Raw genomic sequence first — 16,801 nt, 5'->3', positions numbered from 1 at the left:
CCCTACCATTGAGTGAAAGGTTGCTTCATTAGCATCGAGTTATAGTAACGCGCATCACCAGTGACTTCTTCTGCTAACCAACTTGGTTTATGAACGGTTTGCGCTTCATCTGTCAATTCAACCTCTGCGACAGTCAGCCCTTGGTTGCTGCCGTAGAACTCATCAACCTCGAAGATGTGTCCTTCGAAATCGACAAGATAACGAGTTTTGTCGATGACGCCTGGTTCACAGATTTTCAGTAGTTCTTGCGCCTCTTCAACAGTGATTTCTTTTTCCCATTCATAACGCGACGCACCTGACTCATTACCAATTCCCTTAATGGTTAAAAACCCTTTATCGCCTTTTACCCGAACTCGCACAGTACGTTGTGGCACACTACTTAAATAACCTTGAATAATGCGCACAGACTTAGCTGCTTGAGCTTTAAATTCGTCACTTGAGACTAAATATTTACGTTCAATTTCTTGTGCCATGATAGCTATTCCCTAAAAATGAATTTGTCGCTGTTACCACTTTTGCCTATTAAGTCGGCCAAGTGAATTAATTCGCTAATGGCAAGTTTTTCATGCCGATAACACGCTTAATAGCTTGAAGGTAGTTAATGTTTTCAACCCCTTCTAAACGCAAATCTTTTACTGTTGTTTGGATATCATCAAGCTCGGTAGATTCACTGTTTACACTGACTAAGCGCGCACCGTTCACTAATACATTGGCGACCTCACAAATGGTGTTATTGACCATGTAACCAAAACGTTCTTTGTGAATTTTTACTGCTTGAAGATCTGGGTGGGCATCGATGATATCGATAAACTCTTCAAAGCTATAGGTTTCTTTCGCTAATGCAGGTTGTTCTACCATAAATGCAGGGAAAATCTCTTCTACAAGCTGAGATTTAGCAATCGGGAATTCTGCTTTTAACTTAGGATCCCACTGCTCTAGACCATCTACCGTTTGCACATAACTTTTAACATCCATTTTGCCATCGCGAATTTTGGTGTTATTCAAATCATTGGTGCGAGACATAATGTAAATCTCATCACTTTCACGACGCCATACCTTTTCTGGAACCGGTACAGATAAACGCGCCATACGTTCTGCAGCTTCAGTAAAGTCCTGCCCAAACGTACGGAACTCAAAGCGTGGTTTCGAAATTTCACCAATTGTTAATTCAGACATACTGTTTCCTTTCATATCAAGTCGTTGTTATTGAGTACCCTTTTACAGTACTCCTGTGATTGACAAAAAAAACAGATCTAGATCAACTTTTATTAATTTTAGTCTCAACCTAATCTTACAAACATAAATCAAAAGAACATATTCAAATAAATATAATCTATAAAAATCAACAAATTAAACAAACCACAAAGTTAACATAAACAAAAGTAAAAAATATTAATTGAAAACTAATTGGTTATTTTATTGATCTTGATCCAGTTTTATCCTCACGTTAAGGGGTATGGTTAGCCCATAAGGATTTCAGCTAAAGGTCATAAGAAAATGAGCAAAGAAGTTACGGAACGGATAGACCCCCTTGACATGAATCAATATCGAATGGAAAGGTTGCCTGTCAGATCAAAATCAAACTTTGAGTTGTGGCTAGCACGAAGCGGTATATGGATTGCCTTGGTGGTTTTTGTTGCGATATTAACCGGTGCTCCAGCCTCATTTTTAACTCAATTTGATCCCGCCATGCTAAGTCATTCGGCAGCAGAACACTTTCATGAAGTGGGCTTAACGGAGTTTAGTTGGCACGGCCAAGCCATGTTAGCTATCTTTTGTGCGGCGGTGATTCTATGGATTACCGAGCCTATTCCTAACTACCTTACTTCGCTAATGGTCATTATCGCCTTAGTGTTAACTGGCGTTCTGCCCGAGCGTCAAGCATACGCTCAATTAGGCCACCCTATTATGTGGCTTAACATTCTCTCTTTCATCTTGGCATCTATGTTGGTGTCCTCAGGCGCAGCCAAGCGTTTCGCCTTATGGTTTATATGCCGCTTTGGCACAAGCGCTACACCCATTTTTTATAGTTTTATGGTGATCAACCTAGTGCTATCTGCATTCATTTCAGCCACCACAGCAAAAGCCGCCATCTTGATGCCCATTTTTATGGTAATCGCTGCGGTGTATGGTGCCAGAGGCGGTGACAATAAGAATAATTTTGGCCGTAACTTAGTGCTGCAAAACTTACTACAAATCAACTTATGTGCAGGTGCATTTGTTACTGGCTCAGGAGCAAACTTATTAGCAGCAAGTTTAATTGCTGGCGCGATAGGGGGAAGTTTTTTCTTTGCTGACTGGATGATTGTCGCATTACCCATTGTGGTTTGTATGATTGTTATTGGCTGGCTGCTAGCAACAAAAATATTCTTTCCGTTGGCACCAGAAGAACGCTTACCGCAAATTGAAGGCGGTATGGAGCGCTTAAAAGAAGAACTAGAAAAAATGGGGAAAGTCTCATTCCGTGAGATAAAATCGATCGTCATTTTCGTCACCATTTTGGTTTTTTGGGCAACGGATAAATATCATGGCGTGAGCGCAACAGCGATAGCATTTATTGGTGCCATCGTCGCCTTATGCCCACGTATTGGAGTGGTGAACTGGAACCAAGTCGATGTCCCTTGGCATTTACTCCTATTCTCTGCAGGTGCTTACACCTTAGGCGCAGGTTTTAAACAAACTGACTTACCTAATCTGGCAGTAAATTTTAGCCTAGAATATTTTGGCATGGATGAATCAACCCCATTCAGTGTGTTTTACATTGCCCTCACTGGCGCCATGTTACTGAGCTCGCTAGTATTTCAGTCTAAAACGATGCGAACCATGTTGTTTGTGCCTATCGCAATTGGGATTGCACAGCGATTTGATTTCCCAATCATGAGCTTGGCATTGCCTGTCGCGTTATTGATTGAGCATGTGTATGTGCTTCCCTTTAACAGTAAACCAGCCTTGTTACTTTACTCAACAGATCATTACAGTCTGAGCGATAGCTTTAAGTTTGGCTTTACGATGTTAATGATAGGCTGGGCCACCAGCATTCTAATGGGTGAAACCTGGTTTAGGTGGTTAGGTTATACCCCTAACGGCGTTTTTTGGTAAGATGTTTTTAGATGGTAAATACTTAATGATAATAAGCAGATATGAATTCAAATAAAAATGAAATTCGCAGTAAACTTGCTCTGCTTCAGCTAGCAACTGAACTTGGCAGTATCAGTAAAGCCTGCGATATTATGGGTTATAGCCGTGATAGCTATTACCGCTTTAAAAAACAATACGAAGAGGCTGGTGAGCGAGGGTTAAAAAACCTCTCTCGTAAAAAACCAGCCCTTAAAAATCGAGTCTCTCAAGAAGTTGAAGATCAAGTGATTGAGATTGCACTCGATTACCCTAATTACGGCCAAGCAAAAGCCGCTGAGCTGCTAACTGCTCGAGGGTGTACGATTTCAGCCAGTGGCGTTCGCACTATTTGGGTTAGGCATAATCTTGAAACCAAAAAAAATCGCTTAGTTGCTTTAAACAGCCACCTACGACAACAAAACCAGCTTAGCTTCAAAAGCCAGCATGATATGGAGCAGCTCTACAAGCTTGAACAAAATGAAACGGCTTTAGACTGTAAATATCCTGGCGATGTGTGTGTACAAGATACGTTTAGTATCGGAGTTGTTGAGCCTATCGGTCAGCTATTTCAGCACACCTTTATCGATGCCTACAGCCAATATGCCATTGCAATTGTGACTGATAATAAAGAGTCTGCGACTGCGGCTGAATTTTTATCAACCACGGTTATGCCTTGGTATCAAGAACACAAGATCCCCATCAATAGTCTACTGACCGATAGAGGGGCGGAGTTTTCAGGCAAACAGTCGGCGGCGCCGTTTAAGCAGCTGCTTGAACAAACCGAGATAAACCATATTCAAATGCGTGCATATAACGGACCTGTAGTTAATGGTTTAGCGGCACGTTTTCAACAGCTCGCTTACGATGAATTTTATGCGCCTTTTTTAAAAAATCATCGCATTACCGATATCGAAGAGCTCAATACCCAACTGCAAAAATGGCTCAACCGCTATAACCATCAATATGCGATTGCTGGTCGTTATACCTTGGGTAAAACAGCTGTTGAAGTCTTAGCTCTCAGTAAGCATTTGCTAACGTAAACAACAGCCTCATGGGTTGTCATTAATATACAAACCTTTGAGGTGTCACCCTTTTGAGCTTCACCCTTACAAAGCTTCATTTTATTGAAAGCTTGTAAGGGTGAAGCTTTTTTATTGATTAATAATCAATCGTGGTATCAATTGATTACCAAGGTATGTAAAAATATTGTTTCACCTTACTGGCTGTAATTCAGGATTGAGCAACTGAGCCAGAATTACATTGAGTATTGGTGCTGTTATACGTTAGGCACTGACACACCACACATAAATCACAAGGAAGTTATATGGACTTTTCTGACGGCATTTTACAGCTGAATTCATTTTTTACCGTCACTATCGGTATTATCGTGCTGTTTGTTGGCAGACGCTTAAATCAGGTCGTAGGTTTTTTAAAAGAGTTCAGTATTCCGGAGCCTGTTTCTGGCGGTATTGTTTTCTCGATAATGTTTACCCTCATTTACGCCATCGCCAGTGTTGAGGTGACTTTTGATTTAATGGCTCGAGATATTCTCTTGGTGTACTTTTTTACCACGATTGGGATTAATGCAAGCTTAGGGGATTTAAAGAAAGGTGGAAAACCCTTAGCCATTTTACTGGTAGTGACCATTGGCTACATGATTTTGCAAAACTTAACAGGTATTGGCGTTGCCACATTGTTTAACCAAGAACCAGTTGTTGGCTTATTAGGAGGCAGTGTCTCGTTAATTGGTGGTCACGGCACCGCTATCGCCTGGGCGCCCAAAATTCAAGAACAGTTCGGCCTAACCAGCGCAATGGAAATCGGTATCGCTAGTGCAACATTTGGCCTAATATTAGCCAGTTTAATGGGTGGTCCGATTGCTAAATACCTAATTAATAAGCACCAATTAAAACCTTCGGTTGATTTAGATGCATCAAACACGCAAGGTAAAGAAACCGAAACACCAGTCAAAATGACATCTTTTGATTTTTTAGACGCCCTGCTTGCTATTCATATTTGTGTCATCCTCGGCTTTATTCTTAATGAAGTCGTCAGTAATTTTGGTTTAGATTTACCTTTATTTGTTACCTGCTTATTTGCAGGTATTGTGGTCACCAACTTAACCCCAAAAAGTTACCCAAGACTAACAGGTACAGCTTGGCCTACACGTACTGCGGCTGTCGATTTAATCGCAGATATGGCATTGGGTACTTTCTTAGCTATGTCATTAATGAGTATGCAATTGTGGACGCTTGTTGATTTAGCAGGCCCTATCTTCGCCATTCTAGGTATGCAGTTTATTGTCGCTATATTAGTGAATCTATTTGTCGTATTTCCTGCAATGGGTAAAAACTACGACGCTGCCGTTATTTGTTCTGGCTTTGGCGGTATTTCATTAGGTTCTACTCCTACCGCAATGGCAAACATGTCAGCCGTATCTATGCGTTACGGCTATTCAGCTCAAGCCTTTATTATTGTGCCACTGGTTTGTGCATTCTTTATCGATCTCGCTAATGCGTTAATCATTCCTTATTTTATCGGCTTGATGCAATAACGCTATACAATCAAAAAAGGCCATCTTGTGATGGCCTTTTTAATATCAATTCAATCAACTGATGTAGAGCCCACACCTTACTGCCACCAGCATTGGCCTCATATAATTACGGCGACACTCAATATCAATTCATCGCCAAGCTCATACTAAACATAAATGGTACCTAACAGGTATAACACCCCGTAACCTGATACCAATACTCGCTGACCTTCAAGCTGACAATAAAGCACTCCTCCTCGTGCAGAGGCTTGTCTTGCGACTAAGGTTTGCTTCTCTAAAATAGCGCCCCAATATGGAACTAAACCAGCGTGAATAGACCCTGTGACAGGATCTTCATCACCGCCGTTTGCAGGCCAAAAGTAACGAGAAACAAAGTCATACTCGGACTCAGCAACATCGACTTGTGCTGTTACCACAACATCTAAGGGCGCAAGCGTTTTTAGAATGTCAGATTGATATTGCAGCCGCTCTACCTCATCAACTGATGACATGATCGCAAAATAAGCCTGTCCGCTTTTTAACACAGCTCGCGGCGTAATAGACAAACCAGCAATTAATGCTTCAGGGACTTTATTAAGCGGTGCGGGCGCCCTGTTAGGAAAGCTCATTTGAATTCGACCATCAGCCAATTGCGTCACGGATAAACTGCCAGCATGGGTCGTCATAAACTGCAGCTCGCCTTCACAGCCTAAATGGTCAAATAAAACAAAGGAGGCAGCCAAAGTAGCATGACCGCAGAAGTCTATTTCTGTTAATGGAGAAAACCAGCGGATCTCATAGCGATTGTGAGAAAAGAATTTAATAAAAGCCGTTTCTGATAAGTTATTTTCTGCTGCAATATGTTGCATTAACTCATCATCAAGCCAATCGGTTAAAGGGACGACCGCGGCTGAATTACCTTTAAATTGTTTGTCAGTGAAAGCATCTACGACATATATTTCTAATTCCATGACCACGCTCCAAATCCTTTTGCGGCAGCAGTAACTTAATTCAGACTACAGCCAGTATCTTTGTCAATTTCAATGCATAAAGCGTACATATCAGCTAACCAGCTCATACACCATAAAGATTAATAGCGAGTTAACCGACTATTCATTAAAACCAATTTTCGAGATGATAGCTACGACTAAACACTCTTCATACCAGTCATTGACACAGGTTCGATTGAGTAATCACGATCAATTTCAATAACTTTTCTTCCACATCACCCATGTTATTTTTTAATCATTAATATTAAAACCAATCCATATTGAGCGATTAGCAAAGTTTGATTAATCACTTAACGATTCAATTTTATTCATGACACTTAGCTGTATTAACGCACTTGAGTCCATCAAATGTCGATATTAAAAACCAAGGAAATAACGATGAATCAAACTATAATGTTATGGAAATAAATCCCCATAATCTTAAAACCAGCATCATAAAAGGAATAATGAGCTATTGCTTAATGTCTGTCACCTAAGCAATAGCTGTTTAGTCATTACTCATTGAAATAATGGTGACTTTTCGATTGAAATGACTAAACAGCCATTCCAGCTGCAACACCAGATGACCAAGCCCATTGAAAGTTGAACCCTCCGAGCCAGCCACTGACATCCATGACTTCACCGATAAAATACAAACCAGCAACCGATTTCGCTTCCATGGTTTTCGATGACAATTCATTCGTATCAACGCCACCTAACGTCACTTCTGCAGTACGATAACCTTCTGTGCCATTCATCACAATTGACCACTCATTTAAGTCTTTAGCTATTTGATCTCGCTCGCCATGACCTAATTGATTTAGGGCTTTATCAAGTTGTGCGGCATCAAATAACGCCTCAACCAAACGCTTTGGTAACCATTGGCTAATGGTATTGCGTAAGCTTTGCTTAGGGCTATTAGCTAAAGCAATTTCAAGCTTTTCAGCCGCGCTTTCATTAGGCAATAAATCAATACTAATAGCTTGACCCGCTTGCCAATAATTTGAAATTTGTAAAATAGCTGGCCCTGATAAACCACGATGGGTAAACAACAAGGCTTCACTAAACTGCGTGCCGTCTTCTGCTGTAATCGTTGACGGTACAGCAATACCTGATAGCGGCTCAAAACGTGCCTTTTGATCACTATGCCATGTAAAAGGGACTAAACCCGCTTGCGTTGGCAGCACCGATAATCCAAATTGTTCAGCAAGCTTATAGCCATATGGCGACGCACCAAGTTTCGGCATAGATAACCCACCCGTTGCGATAACCAGTGAGTCACAGCTAAAGTCACCATTTGACGTCAGCACTTCAAATTGGCCTTGAGCATTCTTGCTCACTTTGGTCATTTCTGTACGTAGTTGCACTTTTGCGCCAGCCCATTCACATTCCGTCATCAGCATATTGACGATGTCTTTCGCTGAGTCATTACAAAACAGTTGACCATGATCTCGCTCGTGATAATCAATACCATGACGTTCCACAAGTTCGATAAAATCTGAAGAACGATACCTTGCCAGTGCAGACTTTACAAAGTGGCTGTTACCACAGATAAAATTGTGCGGTTCAACTTTTTGGTTGGTAAAATTACAACGCCCACCACCACTAATCAGAATTTTTTTACCCGCTTGTTTGGCATTATCCAATACCAGTACGTCACGACCTCGATAGCCTGCAGTTGCCGCACACATTAAGCCCGCAGCTCCTGCACCAATAATAATTACGTCATGATGTATCACTTGTTTACTCTCTCACTTTGGGTGGTGCTAATAAGACATTGGCCAACAAGCCGGGTTAACTATCTGCCGAAAATAAAGCGCTATTCATAACAGACTACTTTATCATCAGACACAAAAAAGGGCGCTATATTAGCACCCTTTCAGTCGTATTCACACTCACGCTACTCAGAGATGGTCTCAGACTTTTGGTCTCGCCCTAGTAGCTCTTTAGCCGCTTCAACTGGCGTTTTACCTTGATAAAGCACTTGGTAAATTTGCTCAGTTATCGGCATTTCAACACCAAGTCGTTTCGCTAATGTGTAAACTTCTTTGGTATTACGATAACCTTCAACCACTTGGCCAATTTCTGTTTGCGCAGTATCGACATCACTGCCTTTACCTAACGCTAAACCAAAACGGCGGTTACGTGATTGGTTATCGGTACAGGTCAACACTAGGTCACCTAAACCTGCCATTCCCATAAAGGTGTTACTGTCGGCACCCAGTGCCACACCAAGACGAGTCAATTCAACCAAACCACGAGTGATTAATGCTGTACGCGCATTGGCACCAAAGCCAATACCATCAGACATGCCAGCACCAATTGCGATAACGTTTTTAACCGCGCCACCTAATTGTAAACCGGTAAAGTCATCATTTGCATAAACACGTAAGCGTTTAGGACTATGCAATAACTCTACTAAATCACTGGTAAAGTCGGCACAGGTACCTGCAACTGAGATTGCTGTAGGCATTCCAGCAGCAAGCTCTTTAGCGAATGTTGGCCCAGATAACACAGCGAGAGGAATATCATCCCCTAATTGTTCTCGAGCAACATCTTGCAATAATCGACCTGTTTCTGGCTCTAAACCTTTAGTTGCCCAGACAATGCGAGCATCATCTCGAAGCAATGGTTTAGCTTGACTGAGAACTAAGCCAAATACATGGCTTGGTACCACAACCAACACATTTTTACTCGCTGCTAATGCTTTACCTAAGTCAGACTCTAGCTCAAGCGTATCAGGGAAAGCGATCCCTGGTAAAAATGCGCTGTTTGCTCTGTCTTTAGCAAGGGCTTCCATGTGCTCAGGCTCATGACCCCATAGCAAGGTCTTATGACCACTGCTGGCGAGAGAAATGGCAAGGGCGGTGCCATAAGACCCCGCCCCTAATACCGTAATTTCGGTAGCGTTACTCATAAATATTAAGCGTTTTCTTCAGCAGCTGGTGCTGCAGCAGCTTCTTGCTGGCGCTGTTGAACGTATTGAGCGAATAACGCGTCAAAGTTCACTGGAGCAAGGTTAAGCTGTGGGAACGTACCACGAGAAACTAAGTTACCTACTGTTTCACGTGCGTATGGGAATAAAACGTTAGGGCAGTATGCACCTAAAGAGTGAGCCAATTGCTGCTCAGTTAAACCAGTGATAGAGAAAATACCAGCTTGTTGTACTTCACATAAGAAAGCGGTTTCGTCGCCATTTTGTGCAGTGACGGTTAACGAAAGAACAACTTCATACACGTCGTCAGAAAGTTTGTTGCTACGAGTATCAAGATCTAGCTTAACTTCTGGGTTCCATTCTTTTTGGAAAACAGCTGGGCTGTTTGGCGTTTCAAATGAAACATCTTTAGTGAATACGCGTTGAATGTTGAATTGTGGTGCTTGTTCTTCGTTGTTTGCTACTTCAGCCATGATTTCCTACCTTCAAATGTGTTTTAGCTCTTCTGTGAGGCTAATTTTAAATTTGGGCTTTTATTCCTAAAACCTAGCCAAAGCCTAGATATTAGTCCATCCCGATTAAAGTTGATCTAACTAGTTAACAAAACGCCTTAAAGCCCTTTATACAAGTAGGATCTTGTTGGACCCGCTAACATTCATTAGCAAGTCGCTGGATATATTTACTTCTTACCTTTTACTGTTGGTAAGTTTGCAGCAGTCCAGTCGCCCATTCCGCCTTTTAAGTTGCTGACATTTTCAAAGCCTTGTGTAACAAGAAGTTGAGCTGCTTGCGCAGATGTCATTCCAGCATTACATACAGTAATAATGGGACTGCTTTTATACTTTTCAAGGGCCGTGGCTTTATTATTTTTAATTTCAGACAAAGGCACGTTTAACGCATCTACGATATGCCCTTTACGGAACTCTTCTTGCGAACGAACATCAATCACTTTACCGCCTTGCTTGTTCATCAGCATGGTCAATTCTTGTGTGTTGACGTTGATAACTTTAGATGTTGCTGTCTTAATTGTCGTTACAATTACAGCGATGAACAAACCAACCCAAGCGATACTTAAAACTGGGTTCGCCTGAAAAAATTCAATATATTCTTGCATCTTCTCTGCCTACTTTTAGATTGGCTAAAATTAATAAGCCACAGAGTATACCGACTGCGTCTTTATAATGCAGCAAGTTCACGCTTAATCATCACCGATGGGAGCTTATTAGTGACACTTTACACATTAAAGGTTGCATAAAATTAACAAGCCAGCGCCAAAATCATGATGATTTCGCTTTCATTGCAAAAAATTCATCTTGGCTAACCGGTATACCAGCTCCGATATTGCTATATAAATCGGCATGAAGAACAGGCTATATAAGGTAAATATCTTTTTCAGCGCCAGCATAAGTAGTAATATCCATATCAATTAAATTTTACTTTCTCATAAACTTTACACTTTAACTTTAAAAATAGAGGTACTTCCATGGCGACTCAAAAGCGTCCACTGGCATTACTTATCTTAGATGGCTGGGGCTACCGTGAAAATACGCATAATAATGCGATTTATCATGCCAACACCCCTGTTCTAGATAAACTTAATGCTACTTACCCCCATAGCCTGATTTCTGGTTCAGGTATGGATGTTGGCCTACCTGACGGCCAAATGGGTAATTCAGAAGTCGGCCATATCAATATTGGTTCTGGCCGCATTGTCTATCAAGAGCTGACTCGTATCAGTAAGTCTATTGCTGACAATGAGTTTGCACAAAACACTGCACTGTGCGAATCCATTGATAAAGCCATCAGTAAAGATGGCGCTGTGCATATCATGGGGTTAATGTCGCCAGGTGGTGTACATAGCCATGAAGAGCATATTGAAGCTATGTGTCGTATGGCTGTAGAGCGTGGTGCCACAAAAGTGTACTTGCATGCATTTTTAGATGGCCGTGATACGCCTCCACGCAGCGCTAAAGGCTCATTAGAGCACTTTGACGAACTGTTTAAATCACTAGGTCACGGTAAAATAGCCTCACTACTTGGTCGCTATTATGCAATGGACCGTGATAACCGCTGGGATCGTGTTGAAAAGGCTTATAACCTTATCACCCAAGGCCAAGCTGAATTTAACTTCTCAAGTGCTGTCGATGCATTAGAGGCGGCATATGCGCGTGATGAAAACGATGAGTTTGTAGCTGCTACGACCATCGGTGATACGGTGTCATTAGAAGACAATGACGCACTGATATTTATGAATTTCCGTGCTGACCGAGCTCGCCAAATCACTCGCAGTTTTGTTAATGCCGATTTTGACGGTTTTAAGCGCCAGGTCACGCCTAGTGTGAACTTTGTCATGTTGACGAACTATGCCAACGACATTAAAGTTCCCGTCGCTTTCCCATCTACTGACTTAGTAAATACCTTAGGTGAAACATTACAAAACCTAGGCAAGACTCAGTTACGTATCTCTGAAACCGAAAAATATGCTCACGTAACATTTTTCTTTAATGGCGGTAAAGAGCAGCCGTTTGAAGGCGAAAGCCGCGAGTTAATTAAGTCTCCTGACGTAGCAACTTACGATCTTCAACCAGAGATGAACTCAACTGAATTAACCGATAAATTGGTTGCTGCAATTGAGTCTAACGAGTTTGATGTCATCATATGTAACTACCCTAATGGCGATATGGTTGGTCATACTGGCAACTTCGATGCTGCAGTAAAAGCATGTGAAGCGGTTGATGCTTGTATTGGCCGAGTTGTTGATGCATTACAAAAAGTTGGCGGCGAATGCTTAATTACAGCCGATCATGGTAATGCTGAGCAAATGACTGATGAAACCACAGGCCAAGCACATACTGCTCACACAAGTGAGTTAGTGCCATTTATCTACGTCGGTCGTGACGCGACAATTGAAGATGGTGGCCGATTGAGCGATATCGCGCCAACTATGTTAACCTTGATGGAACAAGACGTGCCATCAGAAATGACAGGCCGCTCAATTATTAATCTCAAAGAGTAAATAGCCACTCGTGAATAGACGACAACTGTTCAAAGCCAGCATATTTGCTGGCTTTCTGATAATTTCATCATCAGTTCAAAGTGCCGATCTGAATAAGCGTCAGTCAGAGCTTAAAGCCATTCAAGCGCAGATCAATCAACAACAAAACTCTTTGAAAGACACCAGTCGTCAACGAGAAAAGCTCATCTCGCTGCTTAAGCGTGATGAGCAAGCTATTTCAAATGCAGCTCAAAAAGTCAATCAAACCCAATCTTCACTAACTCAAGTTAACAGTAAACTTAGTGAGTTAGAGACTGAAACGATTCAATTAGACAAGCGCCGAACTACGCAACAAAAAACCTTATCAAAGCAATTATCTAGTGCCTATTTGGCTGGTAATCATGACTACTCAAAAATGATGTTAAACCAGCAGAATCCAGCGACTGTTGAACGTATGTTGGCTTACTATCAGTACCTTAATAATGCTCGAATTAAAGCCATTACAGATTTAAAGGCGACCATAGAGCAATTAGACACAGTCAAGCAGCAGCAAGTCACTGAACAACAAAAGCTTAATGCACTTATTATTGAGCAAAAGCAACAAGCTGAACAACTGAGTAAAGAGCAAAGCCAACGTAAACAAACGTTAGCACAAATTCAGCGAACCTTAACGAGTAAAGGGGCTGAACTTGAGCAAATGCAAATCGAAGAAGCCAGCTTAAAGCGGCTTATCGAGCAAGCGTTACTTGCAGCTAAAGACAATCCTGAAATGGACGGGCTTGCTAAACGACGAGGCAAATTAAACTGGCCTACTAAAGGGCATTTAGCCTCTAAATTTGGCAGTCGCCGCTCAGGGCAAATACGCTGGAAAGGCGTCGTTATCGCTGCACCAGAAGGACGGAGTATTACCGCTGTTGCGCCAGGTACCGTCATTTATGCTGATTGGCTACGTGGTTTTGGTATGGTCATGGTTGTCGATCATGGTGAAGGCTACATGAGCCTGTACGGTCACGCTCAGGCACTGTTAATTCAGCCAGGAGAAACTGTACAGAAAGGAGAATCTATTGCTCTTGTCGGGAGTTCAGGCGGACAGACAGAATCTGGCCTATACTTTGAAATACGACACAAAGGGCAAGCCGTTAACCCAGCGAAATATTGTCGATAAACAACTGGCTAGGAAGCCTAACTCGCTGAACTAACCGAAGCCCTGTATGTACCTTGACGGTATTAAGGGGCTGTTATGATGCAATTTGCACGCTATTTATTATGTTTTTTCTTGGGTATTTCAGTTGCACTTTCGATGAGCTTGTCTAGCTCTGAGCAACATTATAAATCAGATTCTGAGTACAGCTACAGCCTGCTACTTGATGTGATAGATACCATCCACACTTATTACTTTAATGACGTCAATCGCGAACAACTGATCGAGTTTGCCATTGATGGCATTTTTACAAATCTCGACCCATATTCAGGCTTTTTAGACGCTAACGATTACCAAAGCATCAATGACAATAATAGTGGCCAATACTTTGGATACGGTTTCGAAGTAGCCACCGATGATGACCAAATCACGATTATTACTCCTTACCCTAACTCTCCTGCAGCTAGAGCCAACTTGCAGCCTGGTGATAAAGTACTTCAGCTAAACGATACTGTCATAGACAGTGCGAATTTAACTGATGTGTTAATGGATATTAAACAGAACAGCAACGCCAAACAAACCATTAATTTAACCATCGAGCGTGAAGAAAATGCGCCGTTCGAGTTGTCACTTAACCCTGAACTTATTCATATAGAATCGATCAATGCCAAAATACTCAAAGGTAATATTGGTTATATCCAATTGAATTCATTTCAAGAAGATGCAACAAGCGCCATCATTAGACAATCTAAACTTTGGAAGGACATTGAGTTAACAGGGCTTATTCTGGATGTGCGTAATAATCCTGGTGGGTTATTAGGACAGGCCATCAGTATCGCTGACTTGTTTTTACAAAATGGGCTCATTGTTTCTACCGAAGGAAGATTTTTTGATGCCAACGAAGTGTATTACGCATCCCAGCCAGCCATTTTTAAGCACGTTCCTATGGTGGTATTAATTAATAAGGGTTCTGCATCTGCATCAGAAGTGCTTGCTGCGGCACTACAAGAAAATAACCGCGCAACTTTAGTCGGTGAAACAAGTTTTGGTAAAGGCACAGTACAAAGCCTGATCCCTATGTTAGAAATGGGCAATGCCATTAAACTCACCATCGCCAAATATAGTACGCCAGATGGTAATGATATCCACAGCAAAGGAATTGAACCTGACATCAAAATTTCTAACGAAGCTATTCTAAATTCTGAATATCTGGATATAATTGAGCAATCAACTGCGCAATATGATGAGCCACAGGATGGCCAGATTTCTTCAGCTATTGCATGGATAACAACACATAACTAAAAAGCAGATTCAGTGCGCTACTTATTTTTTTTATTAACGTTACTTTTTATTGGTCCAGTTCAAGCAGTCAACATAGCAATCATCATTGACGATATCGGTTATCGTCAATCAGATGAGGCTGTGTTGTCACTTCCAAATAGCGTGACACTGTCAGTATTACCTCATACACCATTAGGCCAAAAACTGGCCGAGCAAGGACATCATCAAGGAAATGAAATCATGCTGCATATTCCGATGCAGGCCTTGAACGGTAAAAAACTGGGTAATGGTGGACTGACTAATCAAATGAGCGAACAACAACTCAAACAAGAGTTAACGGCATCGCTTGCCAATATCCCATATGCCAAAGGTGCAAATAACCATATGGGCAGCTTGCTAACTCAGTTAGACAACCCGATGAACTGGTTAATGGAAAGCCTAAAGCAGAAACAGCTTTATTTTGTCGATAGTGTGACTACACGTTACAGCAAAGCCAGTAGTAAGGCAGAGAAACACGGTGTACCACTGCTACGTAGAGAGATATTCTTAGATAACGATGTCAGTGAAGTTGCACTTGAAAAGCAATTTTCACAAATCATTGAGAAAGCAAAACAGCAAGGAAGTCTAGTTGTTATAGCGCACCCTTACCCTGAAACGGTACGCTTTTTAAATCAAAACTTATATCGATTAGAGGCAAAAGGCATTAACCTAGTTCATACATCGACATTACTGCCTGTCACAATGGCAAAAAGCGAGGGGGCTAGCTCAACTCAAGTACTGAGATAGAGAGATCAGGTAACGTCTCTAGTAATTCATCTGCATTTGCGACAATATCAGCCAACGTTGATTCAGCAAGCACCGCCATATAAGCCGCTACCGCTTTAGCCAATATACCTTTTAAGCTACATGCTGGTGTAAATCGGCAATAAGGCTCAGTGCAATTAACTGGCGCTAATGATGGCTCTAGTTCACCGACCAACTTAGCCAAGTTAATGTCAGCTGGCGCCACTGCCAGTTTAAATCCGCCACTCTTACCACGTATGGTTTGTATGTAGCCAAGCTTGCCTAAATGATGAATAATCTTCGCAACATGGTTTGAAGATAACTCAAACACCGTAGTCACTTCCGCAATACGAAATAATGTCTCTCTTTTTGGCTGTGCAGCAAGGTACATTAGAATACGAATGCCATAATCAGTATAGCGAGTTAGTTGCATGAGTTAGTTCCAACATTTAAATACATAATCAACAAGTGGATGATTCAAGAACAGTAATCAACCAAAGCGCTTGTTCATTTGACGTACTACACACATCGATTGTGGCAGTAAAATCCGAGCATACTTTAGGTCTAGAGGGATCGCCGAACAGTTTACAAAGGTTGTCATCATTTAACTGAGTACAACGTTCTCCAGCAGGTTTACCATTTGGCATTCCTGGAATTGGGCTTGTAATAGAAGGTGCGATGCAGCAAGCACCACAACCAAGACGGCAGTCCATAAAAGTACCTAAGTGTTAAAGCAGCAATATATCTTACTAATGGCTAATATAGAATCATCTTTTCTATAAAACGCACTCAAAATACATCTTTAAGTAAAAAATGAGAGTTACGTAGAAATTATAACCTGATATTCAATGCATTGTGATGGCGCTATATGGCGTTAACTATCAATGATATTTCTGTTAGTTAAGCTATATGCAAAAAAAGTGGCACGACACAATAGCCCGTTTTTAAGCTAACAAGAACAAACGATGACAGCGTTCAATTAAAGCGTAATAGAATTTAAGTTTAACGCAGCACGTAAATTTCGACT

The 16,801-nt window shown here is 41.5% G+C and carries 16 protein-coding genes; 7 read left to right on the top strand and 9 right to left on the bottom strand.

Annotated elements, in window-relative coordinates:
• Window positions 1–2 precede the first annotated feature (2 nt).
• Both J8L86_RS18605 and J8L86_RS18600 read right to left on the bottom strand, forming a co-directional pair.
• The gene (locus tag J8L86_RS18605; protein WP_055024108.1) at window positions 3–473 is read right to left on the bottom strand and encodes a CYTH domain-containing protein; all 471 of its coding nucleotides are present in this window, start codon (window positions 471–473) and stop codon (window positions 3–5) included.
• Window positions 474–540: 67 nt separating this feature from the next.
• Window positions 541–1,176 (bottom strand): hypothetical protein, encoded by a 636-nt coding sequence (locus J8L86_RS18600; RefSeq protein WP_065110473.1) that lies wholly within the window; start codon window positions 1,174–1,176, stop codon window positions 541–543.
• Window positions 1,177–1,497: 321 nt separating this feature from the next.
• Here J8L86_RS18600 and J8L86_RS18595 point away from each other — a divergent pair, with 321 nt between their 5' ends.
• The 3 genes from J8L86_RS18595 to gltS all read left to right on the top strand — a co-directional run bounded on the left by J8L86_RS18595 (window position 1,498) and on the right by gltS (window position 5,671).
• Window positions 1,498–3,099 carry a DASS family sodium-coupled anion symporter gene (locus J8L86_RS18595; protein ID WP_211031257.1) on the top strand — a complete coding sequence of 534 codons (1,602 nt, stop codon included), beginning with the start codon at window positions 1,498–1,500 and terminating at the stop codon, window positions 3,097–3,099.
• Window positions 3,100–3,140: 41 nt separating this feature from the next.
• The gene (locus tag J8L86_RS18590; protein WP_055024105.1) at window positions 3,141–4,157 is read left to right on the top strand and encodes a helix-turn-helix domain-containing protein; all 1,017 of its coding nucleotides are present in this window, start codon (window positions 3,141–3,143) and stop codon (window positions 4,155–4,157) included.
• Between the two features lie 284 nt (window positions 4,158–4,441).
• A complete protein-coding gene (gene gltS / locus J8L86_RS18585) occupies window positions 4,442–5,671 on the top strand; it encodes a sodium/glutamate symporter (RefSeq protein WP_055024104.1) in 1,230 nt (409 codons plus the stop codon).
• Window positions 5,672–5,817: 146 nt separating this feature from the next.
• On the opposite strand, the gene J8L86_RS18580 is transcribed toward gltS, so the two are convergent.
• The 5 genes from J8L86_RS18580 to J8L86_RS18560 all read right to left on the bottom strand — a co-directional run bounded on the left by J8L86_RS18580 (window position 5,818) and on the right by J8L86_RS18560 (window position 10,688).
• A complete protein-coding gene (locus J8L86_RS18580) occupies window positions 5,818–6,621 on the bottom strand; it encodes a PhzF family phenazine biosynthesis protein (RefSeq protein WP_065110470.1) in 804 nt (267 codons plus the stop codon).
• Window positions 6,622–7,193: 572 nt separating this feature from the next.
• A complete protein-coding gene (locus tag J8L86_RS18575; protein WP_080917269.1) occupies window positions 7,194–8,378 on the bottom strand; it encodes an NAD(P)/FAD-dependent oxidoreductase in 1,185 nt (394 codons plus the stop codon).
• 161 nt (window positions 8,379–8,539) lie between these two features.
• On the bottom strand, window positions 8,540–9,556 hold the full coding sequence (gene gpsA, locus J8L86_RS18570) for an NAD(P)H-dependent glycerol-3-phosphate dehydrogenase (RefSeq protein ID WP_211031256.1): 1,017 nt from the start codon (window positions 9,554–9,556) through the stop codon (window positions 8,540–8,542).
• A gap of 5 nt (window positions 9,557–9,561) precedes the next feature.
• Complete coding sequence (secB, locus tag J8L86_RS18565; RefSeq protein ID WP_055024080.1) at window positions 9,562–10,047, bottom strand: protein-export chaperone SecB; 486 nt, start codon at window positions 10,045–10,047, stop codon at window positions 9,562–9,564.
• A 206-nt stretch (window positions 10,048–10,253) separates the two neighbouring features.
• The gene (locus J8L86_RS18560; RefSeq protein ID WP_065110467.1) at window positions 10,254–10,688 is read right to left on the bottom strand and encodes a rhodanese-like domain-containing protein; all 435 of its coding nucleotides are present in this window, start codon (window positions 10,686–10,688) and stop codon (window positions 10,254–10,256) included.
• Window positions 10,689–11,057: 369 nt separating this feature from the next.
• Between J8L86_RS18560 and gpmM the strand changes: the two genes are divergently transcribed.
• The 4 genes from gpmM to J8L86_RS18540 all read left to right on the top strand — a co-directional run bounded on the left by gpmM (window position 11,058) and on the right by J8L86_RS18540 (window position 15,777).
• Complete coding sequence (gene gpmM, locus J8L86_RS18555; RefSeq protein ID WP_211031255.1) at window positions 11,058–12,590, top strand: 2,3-bisphosphoglycerate-independent phosphoglycerate mutase; 1,533 nt, start codon at window positions 11,058–11,060, stop codon at window positions 12,588–12,590.
• 10 nt (window positions 12,591–12,600) lie between these two features.
• Window positions 12,601–13,734, top strand: a complete 1,134-nt coding sequence (locus tag J8L86_RS18550; RefSeq protein ID WP_055024077.1) for a peptidoglycan DD-metalloendopeptidase family protein — start codon at window positions 12,601–12,603, stop codon at window positions 13,732–13,734.
• A 75-nt stretch (window positions 13,735–13,809) separates the two neighbouring features.
• Window positions 13,810–15,012, top strand: a complete 1,203-nt coding sequence (locus J8L86_RS18545; protein WP_055024076.1) for a S41 family peptidase — start codon at window positions 13,810–13,812, stop codon at window positions 15,010–15,012.
• 12 nt (window positions 15,013–15,024) lie between these two features.
• Entirely contained in the window at window positions 15,025–15,777 is a 753-nt protein-coding gene (locus J8L86_RS18540) for a divergent polysaccharide deacetylase family protein (RefSeq protein ID WP_211031254.1), read from the top strand.
• On the opposite strand, the gene J8L86_RS18535 is transcribed toward J8L86_RS18540, so the two are convergent.
• On the bottom strand, window positions 15,752–16,207 hold the full coding sequence (locus J8L86_RS18535) for an Rrf2 family transcriptional regulator (protein ID WP_055024074.1): 456 nt from the start codon (window positions 16,205–16,207) through the stop codon (window positions 15,752–15,754). The genes J8L86_RS18540 and J8L86_RS18535 overlap by 26 nt on opposite strands.
• A gap of 28 nt (window positions 16,208–16,235) precedes the next feature.
• Window positions 16,236–16,487 (bottom strand): YkgJ family cysteine cluster protein, encoded by a 252-nt coding sequence (locus J8L86_RS18530; RefSeq protein ID WP_211031253.1) that lies wholly within the window; start codon window positions 16,485–16,487, stop codon window positions 16,236–16,238.
• Window positions 16,488–16,801: the final 314 nt, after the last annotated feature.

It is taken from the genome of Shewanella sp. MMG014 (assembly GCF_018100775.1).
Classification (GTDB): domain Bacteria; phylum Pseudomonadota; class Gammaproteobacteria; order Enterobacterales; family Shewanellaceae; genus Shewanella; species Shewanella japonica.
The sequence above is the reverse complement of the archived record's forward strand: the minus strand, read 5'-3'. Positions and strand labels throughout refer to the sequence as shown.

Excerpts from the sequence above, each read along its gene's own strand:
- J8L86_RS18560 (WP_065110467.1), bottom strand. The coding sequence starts at position 10,688 with ATGCAAGAATATATTGAATTTTTTCAGGCGAACCCAGTTTTAAGTATC.
- J8L86_RS18530 (WP_211031253.1), bottom strand. The coding sequence starts at position 16,487 with ATGGACTGCCGTCTTGGTTGTGGTGCTTGCTGCATCGCACCTTCTATT.
- J8L86_RS18600 (WP_065110473.1), bottom strand. The coding sequence starts at position 1,176 with ATGTCTGAATTAACAATTGGTGAAATTTCGAAACCACGCTTTGAGTTC.
- J8L86_RS18580 (WP_065110470.1), bottom strand. The coding sequence starts at position 6,621 with ATGGAATTAGAAATATATGTCGTAGATGCTTTCACTGACAAACAATTT.
- gltS (WP_055024104.1), top strand. The coding sequence starts at position 4,442 with ATGGACTTTTCTGACGGCATTTTACAGCTGAATTCATTTTTTACCGTC.
- J8L86_RS18605 (WP_055024108.1), bottom strand. The coding sequence starts at position 473 with ATGGCACAAGAAATTGAACGTAAATATTTAGTCTCAAGTGACGAATTT.
- secB (WP_055024080.1), bottom strand. The coding sequence starts at position 10,047 with ATGGCTGAAGTAGCAAACAACGAAGAACAAGCACCACAATTCAACATT.
- J8L86_RS18535 (WP_055024074.1), bottom strand. The coding sequence starts at position 16,207 with ATGCAACTAACTCGCTATACTGATTATGGCATTCGTATTCTAATGTAC.
- J8L86_RS18545 (WP_055024076.1), top strand. The coding sequence starts at position 13,810 with ATGATGCAATTTGCACGCTATTTATTATGTTTTTTCTTGGGTATTTCA.
- J8L86_RS18590 (WP_055024105.1), top strand. The coding sequence starts at position 3,141 with ATGAATTCAAATAAAAATGAAATTCGCAGTAAACTTGCTCTGCTTCAG.
- J8L86_RS18595 (WP_211031257.1), top strand. The coding sequence starts at position 1,498 with ATGAGCAAAGAAGTTACGGAACGGATAGACCCCCTTGACATGAATCAA.
- gpmM (WP_211031255.1), top strand. The coding sequence starts at position 11,058 with ATGGCGACTCAAAAGCGTCCACTGGCATTACTTATCTTAGATGGCTGG.
- gpsA (WP_211031256.1), bottom strand. The coding sequence starts at position 9,556 with ATGAGTAACGCTACCGAAATTACGGTATTAGGGGCGGGGTCTTATGGC.